Genomic DNA, 16,470 nt, shown 5'->3' with positions numbered 1-16,470 from the left:
ATGAGAATCGTTACAGTCGGAGATAACTGCATGGATGTCTATCAGGCCAGCGGCAAAGCCTACCCGGGAGGCAATCCGGTGAATGTGGCCGTTTATTTGACGGAACTGGGTGCACAGACCGCTTATATAGGCTGGGTAGGCACCGACATCTATGGGGAGATTATGATCCGGGCTATTAAGGACAAAGGCGTGGATACTTCCCGAATATCCAAAAAGGAAGGGAAAACAGCGGTAACCCGGGTCGAGATGATCGGCAATGACCGCAAGTTCGGCGATTATGACGAAGGGGTTATGGCGCGGTTCTCTCTTACTCCGGAGGAAATCAGCTTTGCAGGAAATTATCAGCTTGTACATTCGGGAATATGGGGGCATGCCGATACGTATTTTGCCGCGTTTAAGGAAAAGGGGCTGGTCACCTCCTTTGATTTCTCGGATCAGCTTGGCGACGAGCTCGTACAGACTTTAACGCCCCATGTGGATTATCCGTTCTTTTCGTATACCCGGGACGATGACTATATCCGGGGACTGCTGACCGAAGTGAAGCAGAGAGGTTCCCGGATTGCCGTGGCTACCTTGGGTGAGAACGGTTCACTTGCCTATGACGGAGAGCGGTTCTATACGTGCGGGGTCGGAAAAGTGAATGTGGTGGATACGATGGGTGCGGGGGATTCATTCATTGCCGGGTTCATCTATGGCCGATTGAGTGGACTTTCGATTGAGGCTTGTCTGGAGCAGGGCGCGTCGACGGCGGCGAAGACCATAGGATATTTCGGGGCATGGTGACTGTAGTAGGCCATCAATGTATAATACGTAGTATATAATCATTGATGGATAAGGATGAATGAACGATGAATTTAAATCCTTCAACCCCCCAGCCGCTGTATATGCAGATCCGGCAAATGTTGAAGAATGATATCCAGGACGGAAGATATAAACCGGATGAACAGATTCCAACCGAAGCGGAGCTCTGCGATACGTATAAGGTAAGCCGGATTACGATCAGGAAAGCGATCGAGGAATTGGTGCGGGACGGCACGCTGACGCGGATTCCCCGCAGAGGAACCTTTGTGGCCTCAAACAAGTTCCACAATGAACTGTTATCTGTAAGCGGATTCTCGGAGTTCAGCCATCAGCTCGGCATGATCCCGAACTCCCGTATTCTCCGGAGTGAGGTCATTCAGGCCCCGGAGGAGGTAGCCGGGCATCTTCAAATTGAGGAAGGCAGTCCCGTGCTGGAGCTGGAGCGGCTGATGTACGTGGATGACCGCCCTCTTTTCTATGATATTGCCCATTATTCACTCACCCGGTTCCCCGATCTGGAGAAGAAGATTGCGATGAACGAATCGACCTACAAGATTTTGTCGGAAGAGTATCATACCGAAATTGTAAGCAATGATAAGATTATCGATGTCATTGGGGCGACCAAAGATTACGCGAAGCTGCTTGAATGTGATATCGGGGCGAATCTGTTCCGGATCTTAAAAATCGCTTTCGACGCGAATGATGAGCCGGTTCACCTCTCCAGCTTCATGTGTGAGACCAACCGGGTCAACTTGACCGTCCATCGAGCCAAATAAGACATGCCTAGCCGCATGAAGACCCCAAAAGAAGGGGTCTTTTTGTTTTTGCCGGGAGGGCTGGACTATTCCAATTTAAACCCCTGCTTTTCCAGAAACGGCTTCAAATGAGCGCGTACCGGCTGGCGGTACTTGTCCGCCATGCTCCGGGACCAGGTAACGCTTTGTTTGCCTCCGGTCCGTTCCTCGTAATATTTCCGCGTCGTTTCGTCATACTGGCGGACACCTTCGTCCGAGCGTCCGCTCTGATAGCCGTTCTCGTGAAGAACGGCCGTTTGAGGAAGCCGGGGGCGGAGAGAAGGCTCCTGATCCGGCACGCCGACGCACATTCCGAACACCGGATAAACGAGCTCCGGAAGGTTCAGCGCTTCGGCGACACCGTCCGGGTTATTGCGGATGCCTCCGATATAGCAGATGCCGAGGCCGAGAGATTCGGCCCCTATTGCGGCATTCTGGGCGGCCAGCGCGGCGTCCATTGAAGCGACGAGAAAGCTTTCGGTGTTCTGGTGGAACACTTCCCCGGACTGCTCGGTCGCTTTGCGGAGCCGGTTCAGGTCGGCGCAGAACACGAGGAAGAGTCCGCACTGCTCGACGTAGGCCTGGTTGCCGGCGAGCCGGGCCAGTTCTTTTTTGAGCGCGGGATCGGTGGCGGCAATGATGGTATAGGCTTGAACGCTGCTTGAAGTGGAGGCCATTTGTGCGGAAGCGATGATCGCTTGCAATTGATCGCCGGGAATGGGATCCGGTTTAAACTTGCGGATGGAGCGGTGCCGGGTCAGCAGATCGATAACGGAATTCATGGTCGCAGTCTCCTTTTTCTCAGAACATAAGATAAATGTTGATCGTGTTGTTACAGTTGGTTCTATTATAAGCGAAAACTTGGTAAGATCGTACTTGTAGAAGGAAATATAAGGAAGACCTAATGGCCGGAAAAGACGGGCCGCACAGCAGCGGTAAATGCCGGTGTACCAAGGCGGCGGGCGGGACGGGAAGCGGGAACGGACGTTAAAAGACGAGGGGGGCCGAATATGGACGAACGGATAGAACGGATGGAAGGGACCGAACGAACCGAACGAACCGAAGAGACCCGACGGGATGTTGTCCCGCCGATTCCCGGGAAAAGTCCGCTGAAAAAGCGGTCTTTTATACAACGGAACGTCTTCGTGTTGCCGCTTGTCGCGGCGCTGTCCGCATGCAGTGTGACGCACGGTGTGAAAACGGAAACCATCCGGGCTGCCGCCAAGTCCATGAAAAAGAACCTGAAGGGGTATAAAGGGCTCTATTGTACGTTTACCCGGCCCGATGTGACCTGCAGGATCGACTGGAAAGGGGAGCCGGACCCGGATACGCATGCGGCCGTGATTAATACCGTCAAGGCTTTCGTCACGCCCGAGCATATGCGGGAAATCGCCCGCAGCGTAAACTGGAATCTGGAGATTTCCGAATTCCACTTACGGCTCAATACGGATGACAACAAAACGGACGCGGAGCACGCGTATTCCGCCCGTTATTATAAAACGTCGGATGCGAGCGACGATTCCGAAGCCAACATAGACGCTTACAGAACCTGGACGGAAGAAGGAACGAAAGCCGTTCCTAGCAAAACGGAATCTGACTGAAAAGGCTGCCTTGGCGGCTTTTTTTTTGCGGATCAGCGGGCACGGACGGTTAAGCCCCATAGGGGTGACTGCCGTTACGCAACGCCACACCGGATTCTTTAAGCTGATCGGATACGGACGAATCGGACTTTTTTCGGGAAAATTTCTAAAACGGGAACGGTTTCGCGGTTTCTGTTGTCTAATGGGTGGAGGTGAAGGCGTTGGGGGCTCAGCAGGTGAACGAAGAGGGAAAACCGGCCAAAGAACAGTTTCGGACGATGATGCTGGAGTACGGGCAGGACGTGTGGAACTACGCCTTCTTTCTGACCGGACGCAGGGAACTGGCGGACGATATTTCTCAGGATGTTTTTTTGAGTGTCTTCCGCCACCTCGATACGTTCGAAGGAAAAGCTTCCGTCAAAACGTGGCTGTTCGCCATAACCCGCAACACGGCGCGCAATCATATGCGGACGGCTTTCATGCGCAGGGTGATTCTGGTCGGCCGTGCGAGGTCCGGCAGCACCCATCCGTCGGCGGAAAGCGAAGTGATGGAAGCGGCTTTCACGGACGAGATTTGGGAAGTGGTGATGAAGCTTTCCCCTAAATTCAGAGAAGTGCTCGTGCTGGACGCCAAATACGACATGACGATGGGGGAAATCGCTCAGGTGCTCGGCGTGTCGGAGGGGACCGTAAAATCGCGGTTGTCGCGCGCACGCAAGAAAGTGTCGGCAGTATGGAAGGAGGAGTCTGCTTATGAACGGGCCTAAACCCGAATGGTACGACAAGCTGAAATCGGGACCTTTTCCGAGAAAAACCTTCACGATGGACGATATTTACCGCATCGAGCAAAAGGCGTCGGAATCCGCTCGGGGCGGCCGTGTCCGTAAGCCGGGCATCCCAAGACGAAAGAAAACGCTGCCTGTACTGGCGGCAGTGCTCTTGTGCCTGGCGGCGGCTGCGTTCCTGTTCCGCGGAGAATTGGCGCCCGCCGTTACCAAAGCATGGTCCGGGTTCATGAAGCCCACGGAGCCGCCGCAGGCGACCGCTCCTCCTTTGCAGCAGGAGAAAATGAGTTTTTTTTACCTTAAAGGGGATACTTACTCCTTACCAGGACCTGGCGAAACATCGAACTATGGTTCGGGCCCATTTTTGGTCTTGTCGAATCATCCGGTTAAAATTTTGGATAAACAAAACGGGTTTATTAAGGTTAATAATGACCGCTGGATTCCCCAGTGGTTTGTGCTTAAAGAAACGGATAAATTTTTGGAAGGTATTGAGCTTGATGAATTTCTTAATAAAAGGCCTGTCGTTAATGTAAATTCTAATTATATGCTTGTTGAGAGTTCATTAAATTTTTCTTTATATCCGGGAGAGGAAAAACCATCAGGATTTCTTCTTAAACAAGGAAGGGTGGTTAAGGTAATACGCGAATATGAAAATTGGCTGTGTGTCAGAGTTATGTACACGGATGGTTTGGAGTACAACGGGGACGTTTGGATACCTAAAAACAAATTGACTGCATACAACTCCTCCGAAGCCACGGAAGGACTCCTAAAAAGCAGAGCTATCGGCACTGATCCCACAGGTCAAAATGTTTACGTAACAGAAGGTTCACCGATAATGATTGAAAATTTTTCGGAGAAAAAATATACGTTTACAGCTTTTCAAGGCATTCGAGGAACGTTATTTAAGTCCGATTTTATTCCGAATCCCTTTGAAGGGAAAGATCAAGTGCCCCAAGTCGACCATCAATGGTACTTTTCGAAAGGAGAAACCTTCGACAAGTATGAAGACTTCGCCAAAACCCGGACGGACGACTCCCTCCAAGGGCTGGAGCCGATCGATATTTTCCGCTATTACGTGATGGCTTCGGAAAAAGGGGACTGGGAGACGGTCTATGCCCTTCTGGCAAAAGGCAGCGATTACGCCACGCCGAGCCGGGAACAATACTTGGCCGACATCGGCAGGGAACCGGAAGCGGATAAACAGGCGAAACAGAAATGGGACACTTTACGCAAGGACTACACGCTGTACCAGGAAATCAGCGGAGATTCCGCTTATATTGTCATGACGAAGCGGGGCTCCGTTTCAGCGGAGGACAAGAAAGGCTTCAGCCTGATCCGGAATAAAGCCGGGATCTGGAAAGTGAGCTGGCTGCCTATGCAGTAAAGCCGGCTGGAAAGGAAAGAGCCAACTTTGCGTGGTCGGGGCAAAGTTGGCTTTTTAGCGTGCGGGGACCTTTGTAGGTGATGCCCTGTATGATGAAAGTTCGGTTAGTTCGTGAAAACGTGGTTCCCGATCACGCCCGTTCTCGGACGCGACTTGCTCCAGGACGAAGTGGCGACGTCCGGATTGTAGTAAAACAGCGCGCCTCCGGTCGGATCGGAGCCGTTAAGAGCGGCACGTGCCGCTTTGTAAGCCGTTTCGTTAGGCTTCAGCCAGTACTGGCCGTCACGGATGGCGGAAAACTGTCCCGGCTGGTGAATGACGCCCGGAATGGAGTCCGGGAACTGGTTGGACTGCACGCGGTTGATAACGACGGCGCCGATCGCAACCTGCCCCTGGTAAGACTCGCCGCGGGCTTCGGAATAAATGATGCGTGCCATTTGATCCAGAGCGTTCTGCTTCGGAACCGCCGCTTTCTCCAGCTTCCCGAGGGTCTTGGAGTCGGCTTCGCCGTCGACGGGAAGGCCGTAGGCGCGCTGGAACTTTTTCACGGACTCCGCCGTTTTCATTCCGAAATAGCCGGTGACGCCCGCGTCAAAGTACCCTAGCGCGTCAAGCCGCTCCTGAAGGTCCAGAACGTGCTCGCTCTGGGTTCCCGTGGACAGGGACATGGCCGAGGCCGAAGGGGCCGCGCTGACAAGGCCGATGGCGCATGCGGCGGCAGATAGAAATATAGGCATTTTTTTCATGGTTAAAGGAAAACCTCCTCTTGTTTTTATGACCACGTTTTGTGTACGTGCGATAGGGACTTGAGGGCCTACGATGGTCATCAAAAGCTTCCGCCCACGCTTATCGGCGGCTGCAGGGGAGTGACGGGGACCGGCTCGATTCCGGCTCGTCTTTTATACTGTTCGGAAAGCCCCGCCGAATTGTTTCCGTAGGAACGAAAAAAATGGATAGGCGATCCAGTTTTGAACAGAAAGAGACCCGCAGCAACGGGCTGCGGGCCTTAAGATTTATTTATTAAAAGGGGGTCGAGTTTTAGTATAGGGCTTTTATATTAAAGGAAGATGAAAACTGGATTGCAGTTATGTTACAAATTGTTATCGGAATGTATTCTCTTCGTCCCCGGAGTGGTATAGTTCTAAGGTGAGCTTACAAACCAGGCTTACAAAGGGCAGCACAGAGATAAAAAAAGACAGAAGTTGAAGGTGAACGGTTTTGAGTCAGGCCCCTTTTTACACCGTGCCTCCGGGTACGGGTCATACGAACATTCCGCAAGCCGTCATGGCTTCCGCACATACAAGCAGGGAACTGGTTCCGGACGGAGACCGGGACGCTTTTTACTTCCGCCGGCTGGAGGAACGGGGCATCGCCCTGAACGAGCCTCAAATCCGGGCGGTCAGACATTTCGAAGGACCGCTGCTGACGCTCGCGGGCGCGGGTTCGGGCAAAACGTCCGTGCTCGTCTGCCGGACGGGTTATCTGCTCGCGGTGCGCGGGATCCGGGCGGCGAGCATTCTGCTTGTCACGTTTTCCAGCAAAGCCGCCGCCGAAATGAGAGAACGCATCGCCGCGCTGCCGGGAATAACGGCCCAGGAAGCCTCCCGGCTTCAAGCGCGGACGTTTCATTCTTTTTTTCTGCGGATCATCAGGAGTCAGGGCGTTCAGGAAGAGATTTTTAACGAGACGCGCAGGCAGCATATCCTGCTTAAACAGATTATGAGGGAGCTGGGCATTCCCGATACGTATCAGCCCGAAACGCTTTTAACGCTGCTTTCCTCCTATAAAATGAACCGGACGGAGCTGCAGGATCTCCCGCAGCAGACGAAGGAAGAGAAAGAAATCCGGAGTATTCTGATCCGCTATGAAGACTGGAAACGGGCCAACGCCAAAATCGATTTCGACGACGTGCTTCTCCGGGCGTACCGGATGCTCAAGGAGAACGAGAGCCTGCTGCGCTCGCTGCAAAACCGTTTCCAGTACGTCATGGTGGATGAGTTCCAGGATACGAACGGCATCCAGTACGAGCTAATCCGCATGATTGCGGCGCCGCAGAACCATTTGATGGTGGTCGGGGATGACGACCAGACGATCTACTCGTTTAACGGGGCGCGCAGCGAATTTATTCTTCATTTTGAAAAAGAGTTCCCGTCCGCCAAGGTGATCACGCTGGCGATTAATTACCGCTCGGGAGCGGCCATCGTCGGACTCGGGAACGAAATCATCCGGCATAACAAAATGCGGCGCGTGAAGACGCTGAAAGCCGCGAACGCGGACAGCGTCCGGCCCCAGTATATCCGGCCGCTGACGACCGACGAAGAGGCGGAAATCGTCCTCTCCCGTATCCGTCAGGATGTGGAGCGGGGGAAGCGGAGTTACGGGGATTTCGCCGTGCTTTACCGGTCCGCAAGCAACAACCGCGCTCTGCTGGAGCAGCTCGTTCTGCGGGAAATTCCCTATATCGATTACGGAGACGGGCAGCTGTTGTACGAACATTGGCTGATTAAACCCGTTCTCGATCATATGCGCCTGTCGCTGAACCGCCGCGACTTCGAGGCGATGGAGGGAGTGCTGCCGTCGCTGTACATCAACCGCGAGCACGGGATGGCGTATATCCGCCAGCAGGAGGCCCGGCAGCCGAAGAAAGGGCCGCTGGTCCATTTGCTGATGATGCCGGACCGGAAGGACTTTCAGAAAGAGAAGATCCAGGCCAGACTGGAACTGATCCGTGAGCTGAAAAAGCTGAAGCCCTTGGATGCGATCCGCAAAATGAGGGTGCATTTCTACGATGCCTACGTCGAGACGGACGGGCGCAAACAACCCACCCAGCACAAGGAAATGCTGAAGGAGATGCTGGACGAGCTGGAAACGTCGGCGCAGCGGTTCCACACCACGGCAGAGTTCGTGCTGTTCGTGGACGATGTGCTGTCCCGGAGCAGACAGAGCGGCCGCCATCTCTCCGAAGAGCAGGGCAACCGGGTCGCTTTGATGACCATTCACCGCTCCAAAGGGCTGGAGTTTCCGGTAGTCGTCCTGCTCGGTGCCTGCGAAGGGAGCCTGCCCCACAGCTCCGCTCTGGACCCGAAAGCGGAGGGTGGCGCCGCCGATCTGGAAGAGGAGCGGCGCCTCGCCTACGTGGCCGTGACCCGGGCCCGCGAGGAGCTTATCGTAAGCTCGCCTTCCCTTTACCGGGGAAGAAAAGCGGGCGTCTCGCGGTTCGTCGTGTCCGCTTTTACGGGGCGGAGCGGCGATTCCCCGGTCTCCGGGCGCCGCGCGCAGCCGGCCTCCGGCAAGCGGACGGTGACGGCGGTGGCCCGCACCGCACCGGCATCCGGCAGGGCACCGGAGCGGTGCGCACCGGCCGCGCCGGTACGCACGGAGACGGTGCCCGCGTGGCTCTGCACCGGACCCGGCTGCAACGCCTGGGTGCGGATCGCGGCCGGCGAACCCGCCGCCCGCGGCAAAGCCTCCGGTGCCCCGGCCAAGGCGTGCCCGCTGTGCGGGGCGCCGATGACGGCGGGCCGCCGGGAAGCGGCCGTGCGCGCGGCAGGCCGGTGAGGGCCCGGCGCGAGGGCCGCAGAGGGCCGGCTTGCCGGCGGCGGTCGCCGGCTGCGCGGGCCGAAGGCTGCGCTCCCGCGGTCGGCGTCCCGCCCGGACAGCTGGGAAGCGGCCATGCGGGCTGCGGGCACCGGAGACGCGGCTTGAAGCGCGCCGCGAACTAGGCCGGCGGCCGGGGAACCGGCTCCGAAGCGCGTGTACGAGGCTTTTTCCGCTCCGGCGGCCGCTGTACAAGCCGCTCGCTCGGACGGGACATCTCATAGCGGGGGGCCGCCAGTACGCTTCGGCGTCCCGACCGCTTCAGGTATTCAGCCGTTATGCACATGCCCGCATACCAGTCTAAAAAAAGAACGGACCGGCATCTCCTTGCCCGGTCCGTTCTTTTTATTTCCACAAGCGGAGCAGCGGCCCGTCCTCACCGAATACGGGATCGGTGTCCGGCACGGGAACGCTGCCGATTTTTTCCCGGCTGGCGGGAGTTACGCTTTCGCTCTCCTTGTGGAGGTCAGGCTCCATGCCGTCCGGATAGGCCCCTACGATCTTAAAGTCGGAGCTGGCGGACAGCTTTTTGTGTCCGGTTCCGGCAGGAAGCACGACGACATCGCCGGTCTTCAGCTCTATCTGTTCCCCGTGCTCGCCTCCGAGCAGGACTACCGCGCTTCCGCTGATGACGCCGAGCACTTCGTGCGCGTTGCTGTGGTAATGATGGTAGTCGAACACGCCGTTGGTCCAGCTGTTCAGCCAGTTGTGCCGGTTAAACAGCTTTTCCGTCCGCTCCGTATTATCCGAAAAAGCTCCCTTGTAAAGAAGCACGGGCAAACGGGGGTGGTTCGGAATTCCGCCGTCTTCCTTGAAAAACCATGTTTTCACGTTCGCTTCTGCCGAACTCATTTTAAATCCCTCCTAAATCAACCGCCAAAATAAACGTTTAAAACTTTTGAGAATAAATGTTGACTCTATACATAGTTAACCTTCCTGATATTTTTTTAATAAGAGAAAAACGGACAAAAGACCCCTCCGTTGTGGACGAAAGAGGTCTTGTCAGGGGTTCCGCTTCTGAAAGCCGACCCGTGAAAAATTCGGAAAAATTTTTAAAAACGGACGTTACTGGGGATTGGTCGTCCAGATTCCGGCGGTCTTAATGAACACGCGCGGCGGAAGCTTCAGCGTAGTCGTAATGAGCTCCGCTACGTCTTCCGGCTGCATCATCCGGTCTTCGTCGCCGATTTTGAGGCCCGCATTGCTTGCCAGTTCCGTATTGACTGTGCTTGGCGTCAGCGCCGTTACGCGGATATTGGATTTACGCACTTCCTGCATGAGCGCTTCGGTCAGGCCGAGAACCCCGAATTTGGAGGCACAATAAGCGGAACCGGTCGCAAAGCCGCGTTCTCCGGCCGTGGAGGCCACATTAATGATATTTCCGCTGTTTTGGCTGATCATTCCGGGAAGAACGGCGCGTGTCACATGGTAGGTTCCCATAAGGTTGACCTGAATGATACGCTCCCACTGGTCGGGGTCCATATCCGCCACCGTGCCGAACTGGGCGATTCCCGCATTGTTGATCAAAATATCGACATGGCTGAGCTCTCCGGTTAAGGAGGAGATAGCCTGCTGCACGTCGGACGGTTTCGAAACATCGGCCGAGGCGTGGAAAACTTTAACTCCGTATGTACCGGCAAGCTCTTTTTGGAGGGCTTCCAGGTCAGCCGTGCTTCTGGCGAGCAGTCCGAGGTTAACGCCTTCTTTGGCCAGCGCGACGGCGGCGGCTTTGCCGATGCCTTTGCCGGCTCCGGTAATGATGGCCGTTTTATTTTTAAGTTCCATGATTGTCGCTCCTTTATTCCCTTGAGGGATCATTGGTTACTCTGTTAAGTTACCATAATGGTTACAGTTTATCAAAACAGTCGAGATTATTTCCCCGGCTAAGAAGACGGCTTCTTTAGGGGGCTTTTTTTGTACGGGTGTTTATTTTTTTTAAGACCCACGCTGTCTCTTATCCGCATACATATTCTAGCAGGAATCCAAAAAAGGAGTGATAGAATGGCAGCTTTAACTTCGATTATTATACTGACCCGGAACGGGCTGGAGCATACCCGGGCTTGTGTGGAAAGTGTGCAAAAGCATACGTCTTTGCCGTACGAATTTATTTTTGTGGATAACGGATCGACCGACGGGACTCTGACCTATTTATCGAACGTCCGGAATGCGACAGTGCTGGCCAACTCTGTGAACAAAGGCTTTGCGGGAGGCTGCAACCAGGGGATTCGGGCGGCCAAAGGCGACTATCTGCTGCTCCTGAACAACGATGTCGTCGTTACGGAAGGCTGGCTGGAAGGGCTGCGCGGCTGGCTCGATTGGGATCAGACCATCGGCATCGTCGGACCTGTCTCCTGCAACGTGGCGCCGATTCAGCGGATCAAACCGGACCCTTACCGGACTATGGACGAAATGCAGCAGTTTGCGCGCAAGTGGAGACAGCAGAACATAGGGATGGGATTTTATCCGCACCGGCTGATCGGTTTTTGTATGCTTTTCCATAAAAAACTGATCGAAACCATCGGAGGCTTGGATGAGCGTTTTTATCCAGGAGGGTATGAGGATGACGATTTTTGCCTTCGTGCCCGCCTCAGCGGAAAAATATTGTGGGCGGCCTGCGACGTTTATGTGCATCATCACGGCCACGCGACCTTTACGGCCAACGGACTCGCCTGGAACGAGCAGGGGCTGTACAATGCGGAAAAATTCCGGAACAAATGGAATTTGGAAGTTTCTGCGATTGAATTGGAAAAAACGGGATACAACCCGAGTCGTGTCGTAGAAAAGGTTAAAACGTTCTGCCCCGAAAAGCATTTCGTACCTTTGAGTGAAGAAGGAAGCTCGGCGTGAGCCCGATTTTTTTTGCTAAGGCTAACTCTACAAACCAACTCTTCCTGCTGTTAATAGATTAATAGAGGAGGTGAGGGTATGACTGTTTCATTTAACAATCTGATTCAAAACGGCGGCTTCGAACTGGGAACCATGGAATCCTGGGGAGCCTATAATGCCGTTGTAACGAGTACAAATCCTAAAGTCGGCGTGTATGCCTCTCGGATGACGGGAGGAAATGTCGGAGCCGGGATCGTTCAAGCGGTTTTTGCCCTGCCGGGAGAAAGTTACTCGGTTTCCGCTTCTTTTGCCAAAACCGGAACCGGACCGAGTCCCGAAGTTAACGTGACGCTGGCTTACTACGATTCCTCGTATTTGTTCATTTCGAATGGAATAGCGAGCACAATCCAGCAGGGCACCCTTCCCGACGTATCCACCGGGTCGTGGAAAATGCTTTACGAGATAACCGATCCGGTACCGGCCAATGCGGTGTATGCTTCTTTTCTGGTGACCCTCTCGCCTTTGCCGAATTCATCGAATGTCCTGGTGGACGAAGTCGTTGTCATGAATGCAAACTCCAGTGCATCGGGCGCCACAGGGGCGACGGGAGCAACCGGTCCTGCAGGACCGACGGGGCCGACAGGCCCTGCCGGAACCACAGGTGCAGCGGGGCTGACAGGAGCGACAGGTGCAGCGGGGCTGACAGGAGCGACAGGTGCAACGGGAGCCGATGGAGCGACGGGTGCTACGGGAGCTGACGGAGCGACAGGTGCAACGGGGCCGACAGGAGCAACAGGAGCCGATGGAGCAACAGGAGCAACCGGGCCGACAGGAGCGACAGGTGCTACGGGAGTCGATGGAGCCACAGGTGCAACGGGAGCTGATGGAGCGACAGGAGCAACTGGCGCTGCCGGAGCAACGGGTGCTACCGGGGCTGATGGAGCGACAGGTGCTACGGGAGCCGATGGAGCAACAGGTGCGACCGGAGCTGATGGAGCGACGGGTGCTACGGGAGCCGATGGAGTGACAGGTGCAACGGGCGCTGATGGAGCAACAGGTGCGACCGGAGCTGATGGAGCGACGGGTGCTACGGGAGCTGATGGAGCGACAGGTGCAACTGGCGCTGACGGAGCGACAGGGGCAACGGGAGCTGATGGAGCGACAGGTGCAACTGGCGCTGACGGAGCCATAGGTGCAACGGGAGCTGATGGAGCGACAGGTGCTACCGGAGCCGATGGAGCAACAGGTGCGACCGGAGCTGATGGAGCAACAGGTGCGACCGGAGCTGATGGAGCGACGGGTGCTACGGGAGCCGACGGAGCCACAGGAGCAACTGGCGCTGCCGGAGCGACAGGTGCAACGGGGCCGACAGGAGCAACAGGAGCTACCGGAGCTGATGGAGCAACGGGTGCCACGGGAGCTGATGGAGCCACAGGAGCTACCGGAGCTGACGGAGCGACAGGTGCTACGGGAGCAGATGGAGCGACAGGAGCTACGGGGGCTAATGGAGCGACAGGGGCAACGGGCGCTGATGGAGCAACGGGTGCAACCGGAGCTGATGGAGCGACAGGTCCTACCGGGGCAGATGGAGCGACAGGTGCTACGGGAGCCGACGGAGCAACGGGAGCAACGGGTGCGACAGGCGCAACGGGGCCGACAGGAGCAACGGGAGCCGACGGAGAGACAGGTGCAACGGGAGCCGATGGGGCAACAGGAGCTACGGGAGCCGATGGAGCGACAGGTGCAACTGGAGCTGATGGAGCAACGGGTGCTACCGGGCCGACAGGAGCGACAGGTGCTACCGGGGCCGATGGAGCGACAGGTGCGACCGGAGCTGATGGAGCGACAGGTGCTACGGGAGCCGACGGAGCAACAGGAGCAACCGGGGCCGATGGGGTGATAGGTGCTACGGGAGCTGATGGAGCGACAGGTGCTACCGGGGCCGATGGAGCGACAGGCGCAACGGGAGCTAACGGAGCAACGGGTGCAACAGGAGCTGACGGAGCGACGGGTGCAACGGGAGCTGACGGAGCGACAGGTGCTACGGGAGCTGATGGAGCGACAGGAGCACCTGGTGCTGACGGAGCGACAGGAGCAACCGGGGCCGATGGAGCGACAGGTGCGACCGGAGCTGATGGAGCGACAGGTGCCACGGGAGCTGATGGAGCGACAGGAGCTACCGGGGCCGATGGAGCAACAGGTGCAACGGGAGCTGACGGAGCGACAGGTGCAACGGGGCCGACAGGAGCAACAGGTGCCACGGGAGTCGATGGAGCCACAGGTGCAACGGGAGCTGATGGAGCGACAGGAGCAACTGGCGCTGACGGAGCAACGGGGGCTACCGGAGCTGATGGAGCAACGGGGGCTACCGGAGCTGATGGAGCAACGGGTGCTACCGGAGCTGATGGAGCAACGGGTGCAACGGGAGCCGACGGGGCAACAGGTGCCACGGGAGCCGACGGAGCCACAGGTGCTACCGGAGCTGATGGAGCGACGGGTGCCACGGGAGCCGACGGAGCCACAGGTGCTACCGGAGCTGATGGAGCGACGGGTGCCACGGGAGCCGACGGAGCAACAGGTGCGACCGGAGCCGATGGAGCGACGGGTGCCACGGGAGCTGACGGAGCAACGGGTGCTACGGGAGCCGACGGAGCGACAGGAGCCACGGGAGCTGACGGAGCAACAGGAGCTACCGGAGCTGACGGAGCCACAGGGGCAACGGGAGCAGATGGAGCGACAGGTGCAACTGGCGCTGACGGAGCCACAGGTGCAACGGGAGCTGATGGAGCGACAGGTGCCACGGGAGCTGATGGAACGACAGGAGCTACCGGGGCCGATGGGGCAACAGGAGCAACCGGGGCCGATGGAGCGACAGGTGCTACCGGAGCTGATGGAGCGACAGGAGCAACAGGAGCTGACGGAGCAACAGGAGCAGATGGAGCAACAGGAGCGACCGGAGCCGATGGAGTGACGGGTGCTACGGGAGCTGACGGAGCGACGGGTGCTACCGGGGCCGATGGAGCCACAGGAGCAACCGGGGCCACAGGGGCAACGGGAGCTGACGGAGCAACAGGTGCTACCGGAGCAGATGGAGCAACGGGTGCGATCGGGCCGACAGGTGCAACAGGAGCTGATGGAGCGACTGGTGCAACGGGAGCCGACGGAGCAACAGGTGCAACGGGAGCCGATGGAGCAACAGGTGCTACGGGAGCAGATGGAGCAACAGGTGCGACCGGGGCCGATGGAGCGACAGGAGCCACAGGAGCTGACGGAGCGACAGGTGCAACGGGAGCTGATGGAGCGACAGGTGCGACCGGAGCCGATGGGGCAACAGGAGCTACCGGAGCTGATGGAGCCACAGGTGCCACGGGAGCTGACGGAGCGACAGGAGCCACGGGAGCTGACGGAGCGACAGGCGCAACGGGGCCGACAGGAGCGACAGGGGCAACGGGAGCCACAGGAGCCACGGGAGCTGATGGAGCCACGGGAGCCGACGGGGCAACAGGTGCTACGGGAGCTGACGGAGCAACAGGTACAACCGGAGCTGATGGAGCGACAGGTGCCACGGGAGCCGATGGAGCCACAGGTGCTACGGGAGCTGATGGAGCCACAGGTACAACCGGAGCTGACGGAGCAACAGGAGCAACGGGAGCTGATGGAGCAACGGGTGCTACCGGAGCGACAGGTGCCACGGGAGCCGATGGAGCCACAGGTGCTACCGGAGCTGATGGAGCGACAGGTGCCACGGGAGCCGATGGAGCCACAGGTGCTACCGGAGCTGATGGAGCGACGGGTGCCACGGGAGCCGACGGAGCAACAGGTGCAACCGGAGCTGATGGAGCGACGGGTGCCACGGGAGCCGACGGAGCAACAGGTGCGACCGGAGCTGATGGAGCGACAGGAGCTACCGGGGCCGACGGAGCAACAGGTGCAACCGGAGCTGATGGAGCAACAGGAGCCACGGGAGCCGATGGAGCTACCGGAGCTGACGGAGCAACGGGCGCTACCGGAGCAACGGGCGCTACCGGAGCTGATGGAGCGACAGGCGCAACGGGGCCGACAGGAGCGACAGGCGCAACGGGGCCGACAGGAGCGACAGGCGCAACCGGAGCCGATGGAGCAACAGGCGCAACAGGACCGACAGGAGCCACAGGAGCAACGGGGGCTGACGGAACGGCAGGATTAATCGGGCCGACAGGAGCCACCGGAGCCGATGGTGTGGCAGGAACCGGCCTCACTTCGTTCGCCAGCCGGAGAAATACGGGAGGAACAACGGTCACCGCAGGCGGATTGGTGCCGTTCAACACGGCCGGCGTCCAGTACGGTACGGCCATTACGTTTAGTCCGGCTGCACCGACGACGACTTTCCTGGTCAACGAACCGGGGTATTACCGGGTAAGCTTTGACATCTACACGGGTACTCTGAGCTTGCTGTCTTCGGTGGCCGTAAACTTCAGCGGTACGGCGGTGCCGCAGCCTAGTGCCTCGGTCTTTTCACTGGCTTTGGCAGGAGGCGTACTGACCGGCAGTCTGCTCTTCCAGGCGGTAACGACGGGGAGCCTTACGGTATCCGTGTCCGGGTTGACGTTGACGCTCAGCGGCACGGGCACGAACGCTCAGATCACGATAGAAAAACTGGATTAACCCGCGCTCGTCATGTTTTTCGGGCTCTCTGTCTTGCGGCAGAGGGCTTTTTTTTACCA

12 protein-coding genes are annotated in these 16,470 nt (G+C 57.5%); 8 read left to right on the top strand and 4 right to left on the bottom strand.

Annotated elements, in window-relative coordinates:
• Positions 1-783 (top strand): fructoselysine 6-kinase, encoded by a 783-nt coding sequence (gene frlD, locus ABC395_RS21500; RefSeq protein ID WP_413005882.1) that lies wholly within the window; start codon positions 1-3, stop codon positions 781-783.
• A gap of 65 nt (positions 784-848) precedes the next feature.
• Positions 849-1,577: a GntR family transcriptional regulator gene (locus ABC395_RS21495; RefSeq protein ID WP_413005881.1), complete on the top strand. Its 729-nt coding sequence runs from the start codon at positions 849-851 to the stop codon at positions 1,575-1,577.
• Between the two features lie 65 nt (positions 1,578-1,642).
• On the opposite strand, the gene nfsA is transcribed toward ABC395_RS21495, so the two are convergent.
• On the bottom strand, positions 1,643-2,377 hold the full coding sequence (gene nfsA / locus ABC395_RS21490; protein ID WP_413005880.1) for an oxygen-insensitive NADPH nitroreductase: 735 nt from the start codon (positions 2,375-2,377) through the stop codon (positions 1,643-1,645).
• 228 nt (positions 2,378-2,605) lie between these two features.
• Between nfsA and ABC395_RS21485 the strand changes: the two genes are divergently transcribed.
• From ABC395_RS21485 to ABC395_RS21475, 3 genes are all read left to right on the top strand, one after another.
• Positions 2,606-3,196, top strand: a complete 591-nt coding sequence (locus ABC395_RS21485) for a hypothetical protein (protein ID WP_413005879.1) — start codon at positions 2,606-2,608, stop codon at positions 3,194-3,196.
• Positions 3,197-3,396: 200 nt separating this feature from the next.
• Positions 3,397-3,942 (top strand): RNA polymerase sigma factor, encoded by a 546-nt coding sequence (locus ABC395_RS21480; protein ID WP_413005878.1) that lies wholly within the window; start codon positions 3,397-3,399, stop codon positions 3,940-3,942.
• Between the two features lie 247 nt (positions 3,943-4,189).
• The gene (locus ABC395_RS21475; RefSeq protein WP_413005877.1) at positions 4,190-5,344 is read left to right on the top strand and encodes a hypothetical protein; all 1,155 of its coding nucleotides are present in this window, start codon (positions 4,190-4,192) and stop codon (positions 5,342-5,344) included.
• Between the two features lie 104 nt (positions 5,345-5,448).
• Here the strand turns inward: ABC395_RS21475 and ABC395_RS21470 are convergent, their stop codons facing one another.
• Positions 5,449-6,090, bottom strand: a complete 642-nt coding sequence (locus ABC395_RS21470; RefSeq protein WP_413005876.1) for a cell wall hydrolase — start codon at positions 6,088-6,090, stop codon at positions 5,449-5,451.
• A gap of 472 nt (positions 6,091-6,562) precedes the next feature.
• Between ABC395_RS21470 and ABC395_RS21465 the strand changes: the two genes are divergently transcribed.
• Complete coding sequence (locus tag ABC395_RS21465) at positions 6,563-8,902, top strand: UvrD-helicase domain-containing protein (RefSeq protein ID WP_413005875.1); 2,340 nt, start codon at positions 6,563-6,565, stop codon at positions 8,900-8,902.
• Between the two features lie 384 nt (positions 8,903-9,286).
• On the opposite strand, the gene ABC395_RS21460 is transcribed toward ABC395_RS21465, so the two are convergent.
• Positions 9,287-9,793: a cupin domain-containing protein gene (locus tag ABC395_RS21460; protein ID WP_413005874.1), complete on the bottom strand. Its 507-nt coding sequence runs from the start codon at positions 9,791-9,793 to the stop codon at positions 9,287-9,289.
• 213 nt (positions 9,794-10,006) lie between these two features.
• A complete protein-coding gene (locus tag ABC395_RS21455; protein ID WP_413005873.1) occupies positions 10,007-10,726 on the bottom strand; it encodes a 3-ketoacyl-ACP reductase in 720 nt (239 codons plus the stop codon).
• A gap of 216 nt (positions 10,727-10,942) precedes the next feature.
• Between ABC395_RS21455 and ABC395_RS21450 the strand changes: the two genes are divergently transcribed.
• Together ABC395_RS21450 and ABC395_RS21445 are read left to right on the top strand one after the other, a co-directional pair.
• A complete protein-coding gene (locus tag ABC395_RS21450; protein ID WP_413005872.1) occupies positions 10,943-11,788 on the top strand; it encodes a glycosyltransferase family 2 protein in 846 nt (281 codons plus the stop codon).
• A gap of 78 nt (positions 11,789-11,866) precedes the next feature.
• Complete coding sequence (locus ABC395_RS21445) at positions 11,867-16,411, top strand: NTTRR-F1 domain (protein WP_413005871.1); 4,545 nt, start codon at positions 11,867-11,869, stop codon at positions 16,409-16,411.
• Positions 16,412-16,470 lie beyond the last annotated feature (59 nt).

This window comes from Paenibacillus canaveralius, from assembly GCF_047238265.1.
Lineage (GTDB): Bacteria > Bacillota > Bacilli > Paenibacillales > NBRC-103111 > Paenibacillus_F.
This window is presented reverse-complemented; position numbering and strand designations above follow the sequence as displayed.